The following is a 20,184-nucleotide window of genomic DNA, read 5'->3' on the forward strand; positions in this document are numbered from 1 at the left end:
GGCCACGCGGCGCACGCCATCGCAGGGAGGACACGTGGCCGAAACCAACGCAGATCTGATCGTCTTCAACGCGCGCATCGCCACGCTCGATGCGCGCACACCGTCGGCCACCGCGCTTGCCGTGGCCGGCGGACGTGTCATCGCCACAGGCAGCGATGCCCAGGTGCTTGCGCATTCGCACGACGCCACGCGGCTTATCGACGCGCGCGGACGGCGCCTGATTCCCGGACTCAACGACAGCCACACGCACCTCATCCGAGGCGGCCTCAACTACAACCTGGAACTGCGCTGGGACGGCGTGGGCAGCCTGGCCGATGCGATGGCGATGCTGCGCGAGCAGGTCGCGCGCACGCCCGCGCCGCAGTGGGTGCGCGTGGTCGGCGGTTTCAGCGAGGAACAGTTCGTCGAGAAGCGGCTGCCGACGCTGGACGAACTCAACGCGGTCGCGCCCGACACGCCGGTGTTCATCCTGCACCTGTACGACCGCGCCCTGCTCAACCGCGCCGCGTTGCGCGCGGTGGGTTACACGAAGGAGAGCCAGGACCCGCCGGGCGGTCGCATCGAGCGCGACAAGTCGGGCAATCCCACCGGTCTGCTGCTGGCTCGACCCAACGCGCTGATCCTCTACGCCACGCTCGCCAAGGGCCCGAAACTTCCGCCGGAGTACCAGCGCAATTCCACGCGCCACTTCATGCGCGAACTCAACCGCCTGGGCATCACTTCGGTGATCGACGCCGGCGGCGGTTTCCAGAACTACCCCGACGACTACGAGATCATCCGCCAGCTGCACGCGGACGACGAACTCACCGTGCGCATCGCCTACAACCTGTTCACGCAGAACAAGGGCGGCGAGCTGGCCGACTTCGAACGCTGGAGTGCGATGCTGCAACCGCGCGAAGGCGACGACATGCTGCGCCACAACGGCGCGGGCGAGATGCTGGTGTTCTCCGCGGCCGACTTCGAGAACTTCCGCGAACCGCGCCCGGACCTTCCCCCGTCGATGGAAGGCGACCTGGAAGGCGTGGTGCGCCTGCTCGCCGCAAAGCGCTGGCCCTTCCGCATCCACGCGACTTACGACGAGAGCATCGGCCGCATCCTCGACGTGTACGAGAAGGTGAACCGCGAGGTTCCCTTCGACGGCACGCGCTGGTTCATCGACCACGCCGAGACGATCAGCGATCGCAACATCGACCGCGTACGCGCGCTCGGCGGCGGCATCGCGATTCAGCACCGCATGGCCTACCAGGGCGAGTTCTTCGCCAAGCGCTACGGCGTGGACGCGTTGAAGCGCACGCCGCCGGTGCGGCGCATGCTCGACGCCGGTGTGCCGGTCGGCGCCGGCACCGACGCCACGCGCGTGGCCAGCTACAACCCGTGGGTCGCGCTGTATTGGCTGAGCACGGGTCGCAGCGTCGGCGGCATGCCGATGTACGGCGACGACAACAAGCTCGAACGCGAACAGGCGCTGCGCCTGTGGACGCAGGGCAGCGCATGGTTCTCCGGCGAGGAAGGCGGCAAGGGCGTGCTCGCGCCGGGCCAGCTGGCGGATTTCGCGCTGCTGTCGGCGGACTTCCTGAGCGTGCCCGAGGAACGCATCCAGGGCATCACCAGCGTGCTGACCGTGGTGGGCGGGCGCATCGTGCACGGCGATGAGGAATTCGAACGCCTCGCCCCCGCCCTGCCCGCGCCGATGCCCGACTGGTCGCCCGTGCGCCGCTGGGGCGGTTACCAGCCCGGCACGCTGGGCGCGGCGGCGGCAACGCTGACGCATGCGCATTCGCACGGCGATGGCGGCAGCTGTGGCGTGCATCGCCACGCGCACGCGGCCCATTTCGATTCGCCAGGCGACCTGCGCGGCTTCTGGGGCGCGCTGGGGTGTTCGTGTTTCGCGTTCTAGCAAGTAATCCGTAGCCCGGGTAAGCGAAGCGCACCCGGGACAACTGTGAAAAGTCCGCCCCGCCAAACCTTCGAGGTGTCGCCATGCTGGACCTGCTCAACGTCACCGCCTTCGGCGCGCTGCACACGGTCATCGCCATCGTCGGCGTGATCGCCGGCTTCATCGCGCTGATCGCGCACCGTCAGATCCTGTTGTCCTCGCGTTCCGGCGCCGTCTTCTGGTGGTTCACCGTGGGCGCCGCCTTCACCGGGCTCTTCATCTTCCGTCGCGGCGGCTTCGGCGTGCCGCATGTGCTGAGCCTGATCACACTGGCCGTGCTGGCGCTGGCGTGGTTCGCCGAACGGCGGCACGGGTTCGGGCGTGCGTCGACCTATGCGGCGGTGCTGCTGAACCTGACTGCGCTGTTCTTCCACTTCATTCCGGCCTCCGTGGAAAGCCTCACGCGCCTGCCGCTGGGCGCGCCCTACGCGGCCGGGCCGGAAGATCCGGCGTTGTTCGGGCCGATCGGGACGGCGTTCGTGGCGTATCTGATCGCGGCGGTGTGGCAGGTGCTGCGCGTGCGTGGTGCGACGCGGAGAGCGGCCACGCCGGGGGCCGGTTTGGCCTGAGCGACGTATCGCCCGCCTTTCACCGCCCCCCTTTCACCGCCCGCCAACACCTCCCGTCGGAAAGTCGATAGCCCGCCCCGCGATTCGCCCGGGAGAGGTATCCCATGGCCCGCCCCATCTGGACCGGCACGCTGTCGTTCGGTCTGCTCAACATCCCCGTGAAACTGATGACCGGCGAGCGCCGCGTCGACCTGCACTTCCGCATGCTCGACAGCCGCAACAACGCGCCGATCCGTTACGAGCGCGTCAACGCCGAGACCGGCGAGGAAGTGCCGTGGAAGGAGATCGTCAAGGCCTTCGAGTACGACAAGGGCAGCTACGTCGTGCTGGAGGAAGCCGACATCGCCGCCGCATCCCCGGACCACAAGGAGTCGGTGGACATCGACACCTTCGTCGACATCGAATCCATCGGCCCGGAGTTCTTCGAGAAACCCTACGTCCTCGAGCCGGGCAAGAAGGCCGAGAAGGGCTACGTGCTGTTGCGCGAGGTGCTCAAGCGCACCGGCCAGGCGGGCGTGGGACGCGTGGTGATCCGAACGCGCGAATACCTCGCCGCCGTCGTGCCCAAGGACGAGGCGCTGATGCTGCTGATTCTGCGCTTCGCCCAGGAGCTGGTCGATCCGGCCGATTACAAGCTGCCCGAAGGCGGCCTGGAGAAGTGGAAGATCACCGCGCGCGAGATCGACATGGCCAAGCAGCTCATCGAGTCGATGAGTTCAAAGTGGGAGCCGGAGGACTACAAGGACGACTTCCGCGAGCGCCTGACCAAGGTCATCGAAGACCGCGTGAAGTCCAAGAACGTGGTGCGCAACAAGACGGCCGCCGACGAGGACAAGCTGCCGGAGAACGCCGCGACCAACGTCATCGACTTCGCCGATCTGCTCAAGCGCAGCCTGGAGAAGAAGGGCGGCAGCACCAAGCCCGCGCCGGCGAAGAAGGCCGCCGCGAAGAAGGCGCCCACGAAGAAGGCCGCCACCACCACCGCGCGCAAACGCACCGGGCGCAAGTCGGCCTGAACGCGCGCCTGCGATGCGACGCTGACGCATGGCGACGACGCCGCGGCTCACGAGTCCAGAACGCGTGGTGTTCCCGCAGGCCGGGGTCACCAAGGGCGATGTCGCTGAGTACTACCGCGCGGTGTCGCGCTGGCTGCTGCCGGAACTGATCCGGCGCCCGCTCTCGCTGGTGCGTTGCCCGGACGGCGTGGAAGGCACGTGCTTCTTCCAGAAGCACCACGCCGATTCGCTAGGCGAGCACGTGCGCAAGATCCACCTGCGCGAAGTCAGCGGCGCCGACGACTACCTCTTCGTGGAAGACCTCGACGGCGTGCTCGAACTGGTGCAGATGAACGCACTGGAGTTCCACGTCTGGGGCGCGCGCACGGACGATGTCGAAAAGCCCGATCGGCTGGTGTTCGACCTGGACCCCGACGAAGGCATCGAGTGGAACGCGCTGAAGGCCGCCGCGCGCGATGTGCGCGACCGCCTCGGGGACCTTCGCCTGCGCAGCTGGGTGCGCATGTCCGGCGGCAAGGGCGTGCATGTCGTGGTTCCCATCCGTCCCGGGCCGGACTGGACGCAGGTAAAGGCGTTCTGCGAGGCCTTCGCCGATTCGATGGTGGCGCGCGCGCCGGAGCGATACATCGCTACCGCATCGAAGGCCAAACGCGAAGGCCTCATCTTCATCGACTGGCTGCGCAACACGCGCGGCGCGACCAGCGTGGCGAGCTGGTCCCTGCGTGCCAAGCCCGGCGCGACGGTGGCGATGCCGTTGACCTGGGAAGAGCTGGGCCGCGTGCGACAGGCCGGCGCATTCGACCTGCGCAAGGCGCTGCGGCGCTCGCGCAACCTCAAGCGCGACCCCTGGCATGCGATGTACCGCGTGCGACAGACACTGCCTGAACGCATTTGACGCGCACACCACCTTCCTGAACGTTGGCGACGCGCATGAAGGGATCGCGGCGGCGTGTTTGTTAGCGTCTGGCGATGACCACACGCGTCCTCATCGTCTGCAAGGGCAACATCTGCCGCAGCCCCATGGCCGAAACCATCGCGCGCACGCGCGTGGCGCGCGACGGGCTGCAATTCCACTCCGCCGGGCTGGCCGCCATGCGCGGATTCCCCATCGACCCGCTCGCCCAGGACGTGCTCGCCTCGCACGGGTATGACGGCGCCGCGCACGTGGCAAAGCAGGCCAGCAAGGGCCTGATGCTGCAATCGCAGCTGATTCTGGCGATGGAACAACGCCAAGTGGCCGCCGTGCTCGCGCTATGTCCGACGCTGCGCGGGCGCGTGCTGATGCTCACGCACTGGGACGACGGCGCCGACATCGACGACCCCTACGGACGCGAGCGTGATGCGTTCGATTTCGCGTTCGATCGCATCGAGTCTTGTATACGGCAATGGCGAACGAAACTGTGACACGTTCAGTCCAATTGCTTCATCGATGTGCCGAAGCAGTGAAGAGGTTCATCCATCTGAACCTGAGTTATCGCGGTTAACAGGTTCATTGCCGTGAACGTGTTTATTTCATCCTTTCATCAACACGCGCTCCATAGATTCGTTCGCGCATGGAGGCGGCGACCCTGATGGAAGCGACAGGACGCACGTGGGCCGGATGCCTTCATGCCGGAGAAGTCGGTGGTGGTGGGTGCAATTGCACACGGACTCCAACACGCCTTGCCTAACGAATTCGTGTTCCGATCCGAGGTGCGTGCATGAGGGACCCCAAGCTGGTGGCCGCCAGCGCGATCGCGCTGGCCGTGACGTTATTCGCGATCTTCGCCATGCGCCCCTGGGCGCGGAAGATCGGGCTCGTTGATCGGCCGGATTCGCGCAAGCAACACAGGGGAAGCATTCCGCTGATCGGCGGACTGTGCTTCTTCCTGGGCACGCTGGTGGGCCTGAGCTACCTGGGTTACATCGACGGCTTCGTCACCAGCCTGCTGGCCGGCGGCGTGATGATCGTCGCCGCCGGCGCGCTGGACGACGCCAGCAACCTCAGCGTGACCACGCGCCTTCTGGTCGAAGCCGGCGCCGCCGGCTTGGTCATCTTCATGTCCGGCTTCTACGTGCACGACCTGGGCGAGATCGTCGGCACGCGCCACATCGACATCGGCCTGTTCGGCATTCCGTTCACGATCATCGCCGTCATCGGTCTGATCAACGCCTTCAACATGATGGACGGCATCGACGGCCTGGCCGCGTCGATGGCGATGGTGTGCATCGGCGCGATCCTGCTGTTCGACGAATCGCCGTGGTCCATGCCGGGCGTGCTGCTGATGTTGCAGGTGTTGTTTGCGGCGCTGATTCCCTACTTCTTCGTCAACATGGGTTGGCCCGACGGGCGCAAGGTGTTCATGGGCGATGCCGGCAGCACGTTGATCGGCTTCATCCTCGCCTGGTCGCTGATCTACATGAGCCACGGGAAGGTGGGACGCCTCAATCCGCCGGACGTGCTGTGGTGCGTGGCGTTGCCGGTGATGGACACGCTGGCGGTGATGTACCGCCGTCTGCGCGCGGGCGGCTCGCCCTTCCGCGCCGACCGGCAGCATCTGCACCATCTGTTGTGCGACACCGGCATGCCGCCGCGACTGGTGCTGTTGAGCATGGTCGCCATCGCGGGACTGCTGGTGCTGATGGGCTACGGCCTGCGCAACTTGCCGCAATCGCTCGGCTTCGCCGCGTTCATGCTGGTGCTGACGCTGCATGTCTGGTGGGTGCCCAAGGTCCTGACGCAGCTGCGTGGACGCTGGCCGCGTAGCACACCGCGACCCGCGCCGGCCGCGCCGCTGCATGCGCCGACCAACCACGGCATCTCGTTCCTGGCCGCGCTGGCGCGCTTCGACGACCACGAGGAGGCACGCCCCGACGTTCCGCCGGCACGGGCGGGAATCTCCCTTCCGGACATGCTCCACCGCGCCGAGCCCTCGTCCGAACTGCACGCCGTACCGCTGCCGCCGATGCGTGCACTGTGCGTGCTGAGCGATTCGCCCGATGCCGCGCGCATGGCGCCGATCGCGCGACAGCTTGCGCTCGACGAGCGTTTCGAAACCACCGTGTGCGTGGCGACGGAGTCGGGCCGGGAATCCTCGCAGGTGCTGGAGCTGTTCGATCTCGCGGCCGATGCGCAGTTCGGCGTGCCGCCTGCGAGCGGCGATCCGGCGGACATCACCTCCAGCGCGCTGGGCGGGATCAAGCGCGTGATGACGCAGGTGCGACCCGACCTGGTGGTGGTGACGGGCGATGCGCCGGCGACGCTGGCGGCGACGCTTGCCGCGCACTACCACCAAGTGCCGGTGGTGTGCATCGACGGCGGCCTCGCCCACAGCGCCGCGCCGCGCTCGGCGGACGATCCGGGCCGGCGCATCGCGCGTGCGCTGGCTGCATTGCACGTCGCTTCGGGGCAATCGGCCGGACGCCGGCTGGTCGCCGAGGGCGTGCCCGCGCACCGGGTGCTGGTCACCGGCGATGCCGCGCCCGATGCACTGCGCTCCGCACTGGAGCGCCTGCAGCCGGACATCGGTCTCGGACGCGAACTGAGCGAACGCTTCGACGGGTTGCGCGAGGGCCGTCCGCTGGTGCTGCTGCTCGGCGACGAGGTCGGCGAGGCGCACACGCTGCTGATGTGCGATGCGCTCCATCGCCTCGCGCGCGAGCGTCCGGACATCGACGTGGTGTGCGCGGTCGGCCCGCTGTTCTTCGCGGACACGCCGCCGAACCTGCATCGCATCGACACGACCGACTACCTCACCTCTCTGTTCCTGCTCGGCCGCGCGCGTCTGGCTTTCGTCGGCCCGTCGCTGCACGCCGAGGCGCTGGCGCTGGACGTTCCGCTCCTCGCGCTGGAGCCGCCTGCGGTCGAAGCGCACGGCCGCGTGCATCTGATGTCGCCTGACGCCGAGGCGATCACCGATCACGTCCTGCGTTTGCTGGACGAAGCCCATGTTCCGCCGCCGCGCGCCGCCCTGGACGGGTCGGACGACGACGGCGCTGTCCTACCAGGCGACGCGGATGCGCGCGTCGCCGATGCCTTGGCGGGCCTGCGTCCTGCGGCCCACGCGGTTACGACCGCCGCTCGGGACGCCGGTTCGCCAAACCAGACGCCGATCCGCCGCGCATGGAGCACGCCATGACCACGCGCGCGCCGTCGGATGCTTTCCGCTTTTCCCAGTTCTTCACCAGGTGACGAAACATGGCCACTCATGTGATCTCCCGAGCCGATGCCCCCTATGCCGTGCCGCCCAACGCCGCGAACGCGACGCGTGACGACGACATCGACATCCCCACCCTCGTCTCCACGCTCAACGACAACAAGTGGCCGATCCTGTTCGGCACGCTGGCGTTCTTCGTGATTGCCGTGGCGTACGTGCTGCTGGCCACCCCCAAGTACGAAGCCAACGCGGTCGTGCAGGTGGAATCGCGCCCGCCGACGGTGCCCGGTCTCAACAGCCCCAACACCGCACCGACGCCGCCGATCGTGGACGCGCCGGCGGCGACGGAAACGCAGCTGCTTACTTCGCGCCGCGTGCTCGGCGAGGCGATCGAACGCCTGGACCTCGACACGGTGGTGCAACCCGTGCGCATGCCGCTGATCGGCGACACCGTCGCGCGCATGCAGCAGCGCTTCAATCCCGGCGAGGTGGCCGGCGCGTGGTTCGGCCTCGAAGGCTATGCGTGGGGCGGCGAGCAGCTGGACATCGGCCGCTTCGAGCTGCCCGAGCAGTTGGTCGGCATCCCGTTGCAGTTCGTCGCGGGCGATCGCGCCCGTTATCGCCTGCTCGATCCGGAAGGCAAGCTGCTGCTGGAAGGCCGCGTCGGCCAGGCCGCCAGCAACGGCCGTGGCGTGGCGCTGGAAGTCCAGCGCATGGCGGCCAACCCGGGCACGCGCTTCGAACTCAAGCGCCTGAACTCGATGGCGGTGATGGCGGCGCTGAAAAACGACATCACCGTGACCGAGCAGGGCCGCAACTCCGGCATCATCGCGCTGACCTATGCGCACCCCGACCCGCTGCGCGCCAAGCAGGTGCTGGATCAGATCACGCAGGCCTACGTGCGCCAGAACGTGGCGCGCAATTCCGCCGAGGCCGCCAAGCGCCTGCAGTTCGTCACCGAACAACTGCCCAAGGTGCGCCGCGAGCTCGCCGACGCGCAAGCGCGCCTCAACGACTTCCAGTCGCGCACACGCACGATGGACGTGGGCATGCAGAACAAGGCGCTGCTCGACCAGAGCGTGGCGCTGGACCAGAGCATCCAGCAGTTGCAGGTGCAGCGCGCCGACATCGCCAGCCGCTACACGCCCGAGCATCCGGTCTACCAGTCGCTGATGCGCCAGATCGGCCAGTTCGAGTCGAAGAAGAACCAGATCATGGGCCAGATCGGCAACCTGCCCGATACGCAGCAGGGCCTGTTCCGACTCAACCGCGACGTGGAGGTGATCAACCAGACCTACGCCAACCTGCTCGACCAGGCGCAGCAGCTCAACATCGCCGCCGCCAGCGCGGTCGGCAACGCGCGCGTGATCGATCCGGCCGACGTGAACATGGACAGCCCGTCGTGGCCGAAGCCGTTGATCGTCATCGGCGCGGGCACGCTGCTGGGCGCGATGTTCATGATCGCCTTCGTGCTGACGCGGCAGATGTTCCGTCGCGGCGTGGAGGACCCGGTGGACATCGAGCTGCTGGGCCTTCCGGTGTACGCGTCGATTCCCTTCAGCGCCAAGGGCCAGCAGATCGCCACGGCGCCGGGCGCGAAGCGCCGCGACGGCAAGCAGCGGCTGCTCGCGTTCCGCTCACCGTCGGACCTGGCGATGGAAGCGCTGCGCACGCTGCGCACCAGCCTGCATTTCGCCCGCCTGGAGATGAAGAACAACCAGCTGATGATCGCCGCGCCCAGCCCGGGCGTGGGCAAGACCTTCGTCTGCGCCAACCTCGCCGTGACCATGGCGCAGGCCGGCCAGCGCGTGTTGCTGATCGATGCCGACATGCGCCGCGGCACGCTGCACCTGGCGCTGGGCACGCGCGCCGACGGCGGTCTGTCGGAGCTGATCTCCGGGCAGATCGACGACGTGCAGGCGGTGCGCAAGGTGGGCGGCACGGACAACCTGTCGTTCATCTCGCGCGGTTCGATTCCGCCCAATCCGTCGGAGCTGCTCATGCATCCGCGCTTCACGGCGCTGCTGGACAAGCTCTCCGGGCAGTACGACATCGTGGTGATCGATACACCGCCGGTGCTGGCGGTGACGGATGCGGCGGTGATCGGTCATCACGTGGGCACCTGCCTGATGGTGGTGCGCTGGGGCTTGAACCAGCAGCGCGAGATCGCGCTGGCCAAGCAGCGCCTGGAGCAGAACGGTGTGGAAGTGCGCGGCGCGATCTTCAACGCGGTGCAGAAGCGCGGCTCGGGCCAGTACGCGTACACCTACTACGACTACCAGCCCATGCGCGACCCGGCGCCGGCGAGGTAACGCATGCGAACCCAGATCACGATGTCACCGTATTACGGCACGCCGGACTTCTCGCGCCTGATGCGCGAGGACGTGCCGCGCCCGACGGTGGACCCGGTGTCCATCGCCGACCTGCTGCGCAATGCGTTCGTCTATCCGCCCTACTCCATCTACGAGGGCGTGCGGCTGGTGACGTTCGGCTTCTGCCCGCACGACGACATGCATACGCAGCCGCACTTCAAGTTCAAGTTCCGCAACGCCGGCGAAGTGCCCGAGTTCCCGGCCACCCACCAGGACTGGGTGAGCGTCTACCACCGCCTGCTGTGCGAGGCGGTGCAGCGCAGCTGCGCGACGATTCGCGCGCCCTGGTTGTTGCAAAGCGGCGGCAAGGATTCCACCACGCTCGCCATCGCCATGGCCGATGCTCGTCCGGACACCACCTGCATCACGTATCTCGGCGGCCAGGAGGAAGACGAAGTCGACTCGGCCACGCACGTGGCGCGCACCCTCGGCCTGCGCCACGAGTCGCTGGTGTGCGATCCCGGCCGGGCTTACGACCGCTACCTCGCCGTGGTCGATCGCATGCCGCTGCTCACGGCCGATTTCGCGCTGTTGTCCTACATCGACCTGGGCACGCAGATCGTGGGTCGCGAGGGCGACGGCGTGATCGACGGACTCGGCGCGGACAGCTACTTCGGCACGCCGATGAGCCGGCGTCAGCAATGGCTCAAACGGCTGGCGTGCAACGTGCCCGTGCCGGGACGGTTGTCCGAGATGCCGGTGGTGGGGCACAGCTTCGAGGCCTGCTACCTGCTCAGCACGCTGCGCATGAACCCGATCGAGCGCGTCTTCCCGGGCTCGCGCTTCAGCGATGACGAAGTCGACGAGTTGTTCGGCGAACGCATCTCGCAGCGTTCGCGCAGCCGGCTCGGACTGTTCATGGACGAGATCGGCTCGGCGACGAGTTTGTGGGAATGGCGCGACATGTCCACTTCAATCGCCGGTTCGGCGGGCGCCTTCGCGAAGGGGCTCTATGCCTCTGCGGCGCTGGGCCTGCAGGCGGCGTACCCCTTCTGCGATCTGACCCTGCGCGAGTGGATCCACCGCGAGGTGCCGCGTTACCAGAAGGTTGATCCGGTGACCAAGCTCAACAAGCTGCTGATCCGCGAACACATCGCCACGCGCTTCGACGAGTTGCCCTATGTGCGCGGCAAGGGCAGCTTCCGCTTCGACCTGCGCGGGTTGGCGCGCGAGCGCTTCGACTGCGTGCGCGCCTTCGCCGAACGCTCGCCGGATCTGCCCGGCGCGACGGCATGGCTCGACCGCAACCGCCATCGCCTCGACAACAAGTTCCATGCGTCCAAGTTCTACCTGCTGGCAATCGTGCTGCCCTGGCTGGAAGCGGCGCGGCAGCCGCGCGCGGCGGTGGAGGACCCGGAACCCTGGGTCGCCCATGCCTGACCGCACTCGCCGCCGCTTCACGCAGGCCGTGGTGCTGGCGATCTCGTCATGCTCTTTCGCGCCGGCCTGGACGGCCGGGCGCGAGCGCGGCGGCGGCGCACAGGACGTGCGCCGCCACGGGGCGCGGGGCGATGGAACGCATGACGACACCCGGGCCTTCCAGGCCGCCATCGACGCCTTGCCGACAGACGGCGGCACCGTCAACGTTCCCGCGGGCGACTACCTGATCGACCCGATCGTCGGCGTGCAGCTGCGCAGCCGCATGCTGTTGTCGATGGCACCGGGCGCGCGCCTGCTCGCCAAGCCCAACGCGGCCGAACGCGCGTATGTGCTCAACGCACATCGCGTGCATGACGTGGAGATCTCCGGCGGCCGCATCATCGGCGAGCGCGACGCGCACAAGGGCACGACGGGCGAATGGGGCCACGGCGTGATGATCCGCGGCGCCGAACGCATCACGGTGCGCGACCTGCATGTCTCGCATTGCTGGGGCGATGGCATCTCGATCGGCGGCGCCAAGGTCGCCGGTGGCGCGATCGTGCCGAGCCGCGATGTCGTGATCGAGCGCGTGCAATGCGTCGGCAACCGGCGCCAGGGCCTGACGATCGGACGTTCGCGCCGCGTGCGCGTGTACGACTCCTCGTTCCTCGACACCGCGGGCACCCTGCCCGCCTGCGGCATCGACGTGGAGCCCGATGCGGGCGACGTCGCCGAAGACATCCTGATCGAGCGCTGCACCGTTCGCGGAAATCGCGGCGCGGGCATCCAGCTGTACAAGCGCGTCGCGGATGCCACGGTTCGCGATTGCCTGATCGAGCAGAACCGCGGGCATGGCGTGCTCGCGCTGGGCGCCAGCGCATGCGTGATCGAAGGCAACCGCATCCGCCGCAACGGCCTGGGCGGCGTCGGCGTGCGGCCGGGCTCGCGCGAAGTGACATTGGCGCGCAACGAATTCGCCGACAACGGGCCCTCGCCAGGGCGCACGAAGGACGGAAGGGCGCGCCCGGGCAAGCGGCATGTGTCGATCGCGGAGAGCGCGGTAGCGATCAAGGTAAATGCGGACAATCGCTTTCTGGATTGAGGCGGTGGCTGGATTGACCGTGCAGGCAACGTTGTCTCGACCCCCCGTCTTCACGATCGACCGTCTTCACGGCTTGTCGCCTTCCAGATCCACTGTCGTCCCAATGAAACCGTCATCCCGGCGAAGGCCGGGACCCAGGCCCTCAGGCGATCCGAGCGCCTCGCGTCATCCCCGCGAAGGCGGGGCTCCAACTCTCCGCTCCCATCCTGCCTTCCGCAGAGCGTGAAGGGCCGGGAGGCTGGATTCCCGCCTTCGCGGGAATAACGGCTTGAAGAACGGTGGACGGCTTGAAGAGCGGATAGCGGCTTGATGCGAACTCCGCTCGAACAACGAAGCGGCCTCAGTGCGTCGTTGACGCTGCATCCCCTCGCAACAAAAACGCATTCAGTTTGCGCGATCGCCTCTCACGCGCCCCGCCAAATTCACAGTCATGAACTTGAACGCGCACCAGCCTGAACAAGCTGCGCGCGTTTCTTTGCGCGTGTCCACAAATAGTGAAATTCCGGGTCGCAGTTCACGATCGTTCCGATATGGTGCACGGCAGTCACGAACATGATCGTGGCGTGACGACGCGGGCCGGGGGGACCGCGTCACGAGCCCCACCGAAGGAACGACCCCCGGGGCGCCCACTTTCCCGGACAGCCACATGACCGACCTGCGTGCCATGGCGCCTGCGACCGCCGAACGTCGCGACTTCATCCGCAAGAGCCTGTTGCTCGCCATTCCGCCCGTGCTGGGTTTCGCCGGCATCGGCAAGGTGTTCGCCGCCGTCGGCGCGACCACCGCCGCCACCTACGACCCGCCTGCGCGCACCCGCGGCTCCACCTCGGTGAACGTGCGCAACTACGGCGCGCGCGGCAACGGCAGCTACGACGACACCGCCGCGTTCCAGTCCGCGATCGACGCGCTGCCCACTGCCGGCGGCACCGTGGTCGTGCCGGCCGGCGACTACGTGCTCGACCCCACCGTCAACGTGCGCCTGCGCAGCAAGATGCACCTGAAGCTGGAAGACGGCGCGCGCCTGCTCGCCAAGCGCAACAGCGCCGAGCGCGCCTACGTGCTGATGGTCTACAAGGTCAGCGACGTGGAGATCTCCGGCGGCCAGATCATCGGCGACCGCGACAACCACCTGGGCACCACCGGCGAGTGGGGGCACGGCATCATGGTGCGCGGCGCCAACCGCGTGACCATCCGCGACATGCACCTGTCCAAGTGCTGGGGCGACGGCATCTCCATCGGCGGCGCCATGGTCACCGGCGCGCCGACCGTGCCATGCAACGACGTCGTCATCGCCAACGTGGTGTGCACCAACAACCGCCGCCAGGGCCTGACCATCGGCTGCTCGACCAACGTGAAGGTCTACGACAGCGAGTTCAGCTACTCCAACGGCATCGCGCCGCAGTGCGGCATCGACATCGAGCCGGACTCCGGCGATGCGCGCACCACCGAAACCGTGCACATCCAGAACTGCCTGATCCGCTACAACAAGGGCAACGGCATCCTGTCGTACAAGCGTGTGAAAGGCGTGACGGTGAAGAACTGCACGATCGAGCACAACGGCGGCTACGGCCTGCTGTGCGTGACGCCCAACGGCGGCTACATCTCGCAGAACCGCTTCCAACACAACTACCTGTACGGCGTGATGTTCAGCGCCGCCACCGTGGGCTACCAGGCCAGCGGCAACGTGTTCAAGAACAACCACACGCGCATGCACGGCGTGAACACCGCGGCCACGCCCTATGTGTCGATGACCGGACTGGTCGGCGGCAACAGCGGCAACGGCGCGCACATCCAGAAGACCAGCGACAGCACCGACATCCGCGTCACCACGAACCAGTACGCGAAGTAAACGGGCGCTGCGTCGCGGCACACGCTTCGACACTCGTCATGGGCAAACGGCCGGCATTCGCCGGCCGTCTTTTTATCCGCTGCGCGCGCGATCCGGGCGCGATAAGCCGCACACGCGTCCGTGACGTCGCGCACAAGTGTTTCGCTTTGGATACATGCAAGCGCCTGCGTTCATCTGGCGATGGAAAGGTGACAGCGCCGTCGACGTTGGCGAAAACGCGTTCGCTACCATCGGATCACCTTCCGATCCGGACGCACCGCCGCTCGCATCGCCCAGGCATCCGGCGATGCACGGCCCCTCACGCCGATGCGTATCGTCTTCTTCGCGAACACCGACTGGTATCTCTACAACTTCAGACTTTCCACTGCCCGGCACCTGCAGGCGCACGGCGCCGAGGTGGTGATGGTGTCGCCGCCGGGTGAGTTCGGCGCGCGCTTCGCCGAACACGGCATTCGCTGGGAAGTGCTGCCGATGGATCGCGCCAGCCTCAACCCGGTGCGCGAGGCGGTGACGATCCACCACCTCACTCGGCTGCTGCGCCGCGAGCGTCCGCAGCTGATCCACAACTTCACCGTGAAATGCGCGGTGTACGGGGCGCTCGCCGCGCGCTTCGCGGGCGTGCCCGCCGTGGTCAACGCCGTGGCCGGCATGGGCTACGTGTACGCCAGCAACGGTCTGAAGGCGCGCATGCTGCGGCCGGTGGTCAGCACGCTGATGCGCTCCACGCTCGGCCACGGGCACTCGCGCGTGATCCTGCAGAACCCCGACGACGCGGCCGCACTCACGCAATCCCGCCTGGTTGCGCCCGATCGCATCCGCATCATCCGCAGCTCCGGCGTCAACGTGGAGCGATTCCGTCCCGTCGCGCACGACGGCAGCGGCCCGCTGCGCGTGCTGCTGGCCGCGCGCCTGCTGCGCGAGAAGGGCGTGGGCGAGTTCGTCGAGGCCGCGCGCATGCTGCGCCAACGCGGACGCGAGGTGCAGTTCCTGCTGGCCGGGACGCCGGATGCGGGCAACCCGTCGTCGTTCGACCTGCGTGAAGTCGAGCAGTGGCATCGCGACGGCACGATCGAGTGGCTCGGTCACGTCGACGACATGCCCGCGCTGATGCGCAGCGTCCATGTCATGGCGCTTCCGAGCTATTACCGCGAGGGCGTGCCGCGCTGCCTCATCGAAGGCGCGGCCAGCGGCCTGTGCCTGATCACGACCAACCTGCCCGGCTGCCGCGAAGTGGTCACCGAACACGGCGTCGACGGTTTGCAGGTGCCGCCGCGCGACGCGCCTTCGCTGGCGGCGCTGCTCATGCAACTGGACGAGGACCGCGAGCTGGTGAAGCGCCTGGGCTTGAAGGCGCGCGAACGCGCCGAACACCATTTCGACGAGCGGCTCGTCATCGACCGGACCGTGGAGGTGTACGCGGAACTGTTGGCCGATCCGTTGCCCGTGCGTTCGGCCATTGCCGCACGCGCCCGTGCATGAGTCCCTGCGCATGAGCGCGAGCGCCTGGCGACCCGCAGCGACGGCGATCGGCCTGCTCTGGCTGGCGACGGCCGCCGGCGCGGGCATGGTCTTCCTCGCGCAGATGCTCCTGGCGCGGCGGCTGGGGCCTGCGGACTACGGGCTGTTCGCTTCGTCGCTGGCGACGGTGACGGTGCTCGCGCCGATGGCGGGCTTCGGCCTGTCGCAGTTCCGCCTGAAAGCCTACGGCGCGGAAGGCTGGGCCGCGGATCGCTGGTTGCGTTCGTCGTTGCGATTCTGCGCATTCACCGGCGTGCTGGCGTGCGCGGTGGTGATCGGCTGGGCGCTCTTCGGCGAGGCGGTGGACGATGCGACGCGGTTGACGCTGTTGCTGCTCGTTCCGGTGATCGCCGGCGTGTTCGCGGTGGACATCGTCGGCAGCAAACTTCGATTGGAAGAGCGGCACGGTGCGCTGGCCGGATGGCAGTTGCTCATGCCCGCCGGCCGGTTGGCGGTGGCGGCCACGCTGCTCGCACTGCCCTTCGCGAGCGCGCAGGGTGCGGCGCTGGGCTACGGCCTGGTCGCGTTGCTGATCGCCGCACTCGCCCTGCCGCAACTGGTGGCCATGCAGCGCGGACGCATGGACCTGAAGGGCCACGGGTCGCGTCCTGCGCTCGCATCCAGCGAAGCCGTGCCAGGCGCGATGCAGCTGTGGTCCAGCGCTTGGGCCTACGGCGTGGCCGCGGTGCTCTATCCGGTGTTCTTCCAGGTCAGCACGGTGCTGTTGAAGTACCTGGGCAGCAATGAACAGGCCGGGCACTACGGTGTCGCGCTGGCGGTGATGGCGGCGATCTACCTGTTTCCCGCCACGGTCTACCAGAAGTTCCTGCTCTCGCGCCTGCACCGCTGGGCCGTGCACGACAGAACGAAGTTCTGGCGCGTGTACCGCGCCGGCAACGTGGCGATGCTCGCGATGGGCGTGCTGGTCGGCGCACTGCTCGCGCTGCTGTCGCCGTGGCTGGTGCCGCTCGCGTTCGGGCCGGCGTTCGCCGACGTGACGGAGATTCTGGCGATTCTGGCGCTGTGCGTGCCGATCCGGTTCCTGTCCACGGCCGTAGGCTCGGCGCTGCTCACCGAGCACCACATGCGTTATCGCGTCATCGCCATGTCGGTGGCCACATTGGTGGCCGTGCTGCTCAACTGGGCGGTCATCCCGCGCTGGGGCGCGACCGGCGCGGCCTGGGCCACGGTGGTGGCCGAGGCGGTGTTGCTGGTGGCGATGTGGCTCGGCACGCATCGGTTGTCCCGCCCGGAGGCTACGCCATGACGCAACGTCCCTGCGTGGGATTCACCGGCTACTACGGCATGCGCAACTTCGGCGACGACCTGTTCGGCGTGCTGTGCGCGGCCGCCGCGCGTCGCTACTGGAATGCCGATCCGCTGCTGGTGGGGCCTACGCTGGAAGGTGCGCAGGCGCGCGCGACGTGGCCATCGACGTTTCCTTCCACGCTTTATGGATCCGCCGGCGCGCTCGGCAAGGCCGCTCGCGTGGTCGGTTTCGTGCGCGGCCTGCGCGCCAGCGACGTACTGGTGATGGGCGGTGGCTCGGTCATCACCGCGCGCGAGTCGTTCCGCAAGCCGATGATGCTGTCGGCCCGGCGCCGCGGGCGCGTGCAGTTGGCGGCGGTGGGCGTGTCGGTGGGGCCGTTTCCGGATGCGGCCTCGCAGGAGGCGGCCGCGGCATTCGTGCGCGAGTTTTCGTACTTGTCCGTGCGCGACCGGCGCTCCTACGAACTGTGTCGGCGCATGGGCCTGGACCACATCACCCACCACGGACGCGATCTGGCCGGCTTGTTGCGCACGGTGCTGCCGCTGTCGTCGCGCACGGTGGCATCCGACGACCGCAGCGTGCCGCGCATCGGCATCGCGCCATGCCGCTACACCGTTCGCGACGACCACTCCGCGCCTACGCCTGCGCAATGGCACGACGGCATCGTCCACGCGATCACCCGAACGGCTGCGCACACGCCGCTGCAGGTGGAGGTGTTCAGCCTCAACGCGCATCCGGTCCATGGCGACGAGGCGATGGCGGCGCAATTGCAGGCACGGCTTCGAGAACGCGGTGTCGCCGCGGGCCTGCATGCCTACGCGGGCTCCGAGCCGCTGGCGACGGTCGATGCCATCCAGCGCTGCGACGCGTTCGTCAGCGCGCGCCTGCACGGCGCCATCGTGGCGTACCTGTGCGCGGTGCCGTTCGCGATCGTCGATTACCACCCCAAGTGCCGGGATTTCGCCGATGACATCGGCCTGCCCCTCCACCTGCGCATCACGTCGGGCGCGCACGAGACGCCCGCGTTCATGCAGGTTCTGGACGCGCTGCTGAACGACGAGGGCGCGCGCGCGCGTCTTTCACCCTCTCTATACGCGCAGCAGGCGCAGGACATATTCCAATGCGCTCCATGGTCGACTTCTCCCGCCCACACCCACGCCTCGAGCACGGCCGCCTGATGATCGACACCGATGCCACCGCACCGGTCAGCGTCGTCGTGCCGTGCTATCGCTGCGGCGAGACGATTGCCGACGCCGTCGCCTCGATCGCATCGCAAACGTTGCCGCCGCGGCAGGTCGTGCTGGTGGACGATGCCAGCGGCGACGGTACCGTGCGGGCGCTGCACGCACTCGCCGCGCAATACCCGCCGGGCTGGATCGAGGTGATCGCACTGGCACGCAACGGCGGCCCGTCCGCCGCGCGCAACGCCGGATGGGCGCGCGCGACGCAGCCGTACATCGCGTTCCTGGATTCGGATGACACCTGGGCGCCTACCAAGCTCGCGATCCAGATGCAGGCCCTGCGCGAAGATCCGCAGATCGCGCTGATCGCACACCGCATGCAGGTACGCGAACGCGGCGACCGGCCCGAATCCCCCACGCGGGCACGCACGAAGATCGTGCCCCGCCGCAGGCTGCTGCTCAACAATCCTTTCCCCACCGCCTCGGTGGTGCTGCGACGCGACCTGCCGTTCCGCTTCAACGAGGACTACCGGCGCGTCGAGGATTTCCTGCTGTGGGGGCAGATCGCGTTCTCCGGCCACCGTTGCGCCAAGGTGGACGAGGTCCTCGCGTACTGGCACAAGGCGAACTACGGCGCGGGCGGACTCAGCCAGGACCTGGTGGCGATGCATCGCGCGGGTCGCGAGGTGCGACGTGAACTGCTGCGGCAGGGCCTGGTGAGCCTGCCGGAGCACCTGTTCGCACGCAGCATCGGCATGTTGCGCAAGGCACGCCAGCGCCTGCTGCTCGGGCTGCGCCGTGCGCAGCCGGGAGGATTGCCGTGAACGTGCGCAGCGACGCCTACGCCCTGCCACCGCGTCGCGCCAGCGACGTGTCGGCGGCCACCACGCTCAGCCTGCTCCTGCTGCTGGCGGTGGCGGTGTTCGGCATCTGGCTGGTGGGCATGCGCTCGCCGGACATCGGCACCGACACGAACACCTATGCCGGCTTCTTCGAGAACCAGAACGAACAGGGCGTGGAAACCCGGCTGGAGCCCGGATTCGTCTACCTGACCTACGTACTGTGGAAGATGGGCGTGGGCGTGGCGGGCTACCAGACCGCGCTGTTCCTGCTGCTGCTGGGAACCATCGTGGTGTCCACGCGACGCTACTTCGATTACCTGGGCGATACGCGAGGCTACCTGACGTTCCTCAGCGCGGCGGTGATGCTGCTGTACGTTTCGCCGATGTTCGTCAATGCGTCCATCAACGCGGTGCGACAGGGCCTGGCGGCGCTGCTGGTGTTCACCTCGCTGCTGTCGTTCCAGCAACGACGATGGGGCAGCTTCGTCCTGTTCGGCGCCATCGCCAGCAGTTTGCATCTGTCCTCGCTGCTGTACCTGGTGTTCGCGCCCGTGCTGTTGTTCGGCACGCGAATGCAGCGGGTGGTCGCGGTGACCGCCTTCGCGCTGTACGTGAGCGGTTTGTCCATGATGCTGGTGCGGGCATTGCTGCCCACGCTCTACGAAGTGGTGATGAGCTACACCGCCAACTCGTACTACCGCTCGGGCGTGCGCATCGACTTCGCGGTGTTCTCCATCTTCTGGTACCTGCTTCCGCACATGCTCTCGCCGCTGGTGCGGGCCGAGTACCGCGAGCGCATCAAGGACAGCACGGCGGTGTACCTGGTGATGATGCTGCCCTTCTTCGGCATCGGCTGGGGCTTCTTCTCCAACCGCTACCTGTTGCCGGCGTGGCTGTCGGTGTCGCTGATCCTGGCGGCGATGCTGGTGCACAGCCGGATTCCGTTGCTGCGCCACCCCCTGCTGGTGCGCTTCGGGCTGCTGATCTCCTGCGCCGCGTTCTACTACTACGTCACCCATGAAATCGTCATCTGA

Annotated in this window: 15 protein-coding genes; all 15 read left to right on the plus strand. The window is 67.8% G+C overall.

Annotated features, from left to right (window positions below; all coding sequences use genetic code 11):
• Nucleotides 1-34 precede the first annotated feature (34 nt).
• The 15 genes from AAFF32_RS15205 to AAFF32_RS15275 all read left to right on the plus strand — a co-directional run bounded on the left by AAFF32_RS15205 (nt 35) and on the right by AAFF32_RS15275 (nt 20,184).
• Nucleotides 35-1,897: an amidohydrolase gene (locus tag AAFF32_RS15205; RefSeq protein WP_342315636.1), complete on the plus strand. Its 1,863-nt coding sequence runs from the start codon at nt 35-37 to the stop codon at nt 1,895-1,897.
• A gap of 83 nt (nt 1,898-1,980) precedes the next feature.
• A complete protein-coding gene (locus AAFF32_RS15210; RefSeq protein WP_216966816.1) occupies nt 1,981-2,505 on the plus strand; it encodes a hypothetical protein in 525 nt (174 codons plus the stop codon).
• 104 nt (nt 2,506-2,609) lie between these two features.
• Entirely contained in the window at nt 2,610-3,521 is a 912-nt protein-coding gene (locus tag AAFF32_RS15215; protein WP_342315637.1) for a Ku protein, read from the plus strand.
• A gap of 28 nt (nt 3,522-3,549) precedes the next feature.
• Nucleotides 3,550-4,416, plus strand: coding sequence for a non-homologous end-joining DNA ligase (gene ligD / locus AAFF32_RS15220; RefSeq protein WP_342315638.1), 867 nt, complete (start codon nt 3,550-3,552; stop codon nt 4,414-4,416).
• A 74-nt stretch (nt 4,417-4,490) separates the two neighbouring features.
• Nucleotides 4,491-4,925, plus strand: a complete 435-nt coding sequence (locus AAFF32_RS15225) for a low molecular weight protein-tyrosine-phosphatase (RefSeq protein ID WP_342315639.1) — start codon at nt 4,491-4,493, stop codon at nt 4,923-4,925.
• A gap of 296 nt (nt 4,926-5,221) precedes the next feature.
• Nucleotides 5,222-7,639 carry a UDP-N-acetylglucosamine 2-epimerase gene (locus AAFF32_RS15230; protein WP_342315640.1) on the plus strand — a complete coding sequence of 806 codons (2,418 nt, stop codon included), beginning with the start codon at nt 5,222-5,224 and terminating at the stop codon, nt 7,637-7,639.
• 59 nt (nt 7,640-7,698) lie between these two features.
• Nucleotides 7,699-9,969 carry a polysaccharide biosynthesis tyrosine autokinase gene (locus tag AAFF32_RS15235; protein WP_216966807.1) on the plus strand — a complete coding sequence of 757 codons (2,271 nt, stop codon included), beginning with the start codon at nt 7,699-7,701 and terminating at the stop codon, nt 9,967-9,969.
• A gap of 3 nt (nt 9,970-9,972) precedes the next feature.
• Nucleotides 9,973-11,409 carry an asparagine synthase-related protein gene (locus AAFF32_RS15240; protein WP_342315641.1) on the plus strand — a complete coding sequence of 479 codons (1,437 nt, stop codon included), beginning with the start codon at nt 9,973-9,975 and terminating at the stop codon, nt 11,407-11,409.
• Nucleotides 11,402-12,490: a right-handed parallel beta-helix repeat-containing protein gene (locus tag AAFF32_RS15245; RefSeq protein WP_342315642.1), complete on the plus strand. Its 1,089-nt coding sequence runs from the start codon at nt 11,402-11,404 to the stop codon at nt 12,488-12,490. The genes AAFF32_RS15240 and AAFF32_RS15245 overlap by 8 nt, the downstream gene beginning before the upstream one ends.
• 646 nt (nt 12,491-13,136) lie before the next feature.
• A complete protein-coding gene (locus tag AAFF32_RS15250) occupies nt 13,137-14,339 on the plus strand; it encodes a right-handed parallel beta-helix repeat-containing protein (protein WP_216966801.1) in 1,203 nt (400 codons plus the stop codon).
• A gap of 306 nt (nt 14,340-14,645) precedes the next feature.
• On the plus strand, nt 14,646-15,818 hold the full coding sequence (locus AAFF32_RS15255) for a glycosyltransferase family 4 protein (protein WP_216966799.1): 1,173 nt from the start codon (nt 14,646-14,648) through the stop codon (nt 15,816-15,818).
• Between the two features lie 10 nt (nt 15,819-15,828).
• A complete protein-coding gene (locus tag AAFF32_RS15260) occupies nt 15,829-17,124 on the plus strand; it encodes a polysaccharide biosynthesis C-terminal domain-containing protein (RefSeq protein ID WP_342315643.1) in 1,296 nt (431 codons plus the stop codon).
• Nucleotides 17,121-18,305 (plus strand): polysaccharide pyruvyl transferase family protein, encoded by a 1,185-nt coding sequence (locus tag AAFF32_RS15265; RefSeq protein ID WP_342315644.1) that lies wholly within the window; start codon nt 17,121-17,123, stop codon nt 18,303-18,305. The genes AAFF32_RS15260 and AAFF32_RS15265 overlap by 4 nt, the downstream gene beginning before the upstream one ends.
• Entirely contained in the window at nt 18,305-19,132 is an 828-nt protein-coding gene (locus AAFF32_RS15270; RefSeq protein WP_342315645.1) for a glycosyltransferase family 2 protein, read from the plus strand. The genes AAFF32_RS15265 and AAFF32_RS15270 overlap by 1 nt, the downstream gene beginning before the upstream one ends.
• Nucleotides 19,129-20,184 carry an EpsG family protein gene (locus AAFF32_RS15275; RefSeq protein ID WP_342315646.1) on the plus strand — a complete coding sequence of 352 codons (1,056 nt, stop codon included), beginning with the start codon at nt 19,129-19,131 and terminating at the stop codon, nt 20,182-20,184. The genes AAFF32_RS15270 and AAFF32_RS15275 overlap by 4 nt, the downstream gene beginning before the upstream one ends.

The sequence above is a fragment of the Lysobacter sp. FW306-1B-D06B genome, from assembly GCF_038446665.1.
GTDB lineage: Bacteria > Pseudomonadota > Gammaproteobacteria > Xanthomonadales > Xanthomonadaceae > Lysobacter_J.

Excerpts from the sequence above, each read along its gene's own strand:
- AAFF32_RS15210 (WP_216966816.1), top strand. The coding sequence starts at position 1,981 with ATGCTGGACCTGCTCAACGTCACCGCCTTCGGCGCGCTGCACACGGTC.
- AAFF32_RS15215 (WP_342315637.1), top strand. The coding sequence starts at position 2,610 with ATGGCCCGCCCCATCTGGACCGGCACGCTGTCGTTCGGTCTGCTCAAC.
- ligD (WP_342315638.1), top strand. The coding sequence starts at position 3,550 with ATGGCGACGACGCCGCGGCTCACGAGTCCAGAACGCGTGGTGTTCCCG.
- AAFF32_RS15225 (WP_342315639.1), top strand. The coding sequence starts at position 4,491 with ATGACCACACGCGTCCTCATCGTCTGCAAGGGCAACATCTGCCGCAGC.
- AAFF32_RS15230 (WP_342315640.1), top strand. The coding sequence starts at position 5,222 with ATGAGGGACCCCAAGCTGGTGGCCGCCAGCGCGATCGCGCTGGCCGTG.
- AAFF32_RS15235 (WP_216966807.1), top strand. The coding sequence starts at position 7,699 with ATGGCCACTCATGTGATCTCCCGAGCCGATGCCCCCTATGCCGTGCCG.
- AAFF32_RS15240 (WP_342315641.1), top strand. The coding sequence starts at position 9,973 with ATGCGAACCCAGATCACGATGTCACCGTATTACGGCACGCCGGACTTC.
- AAFF32_RS15245 (WP_342315642.1), top strand. The coding sequence starts at position 11,402 with ATGCCTGACCGCACTCGCCGCCGCTTCACGCAGGCCGTGGTGCTGGCG.
- AAFF32_RS15250 (WP_216966801.1), top strand. The coding sequence starts at position 13,137 with ATGACCGACCTGCGTGCCATGGCGCCTGCGACCGCCGAACGTCGCGAC.
- AAFF32_RS15255 (WP_216966799.1), top strand. The coding sequence starts at position 14,646 with ATGCGTATCGTCTTCTTCGCGAACACCGACTGGTATCTCTACAACTTC.
- AAFF32_RS15260 (WP_342315643.1), top strand. The coding sequence starts at position 15,829 with ATGAGCGCGAGCGCCTGGCGACCCGCAGCGACGGCGATCGGCCTGCTC.
- AAFF32_RS15265 (WP_342315644.1), top strand. The coding sequence starts at position 17,121 with ATGACGCAACGTCCCTGCGTGGGATTCACCGGCTACTACGGCATGCGC.
- AAFF32_RS15270 (WP_342315645.1), top strand. The coding sequence starts at position 18,305 with ATGATCGACACCGATGCCACCGCACCGGTCAGCGTCGTCGTGCCGTGC.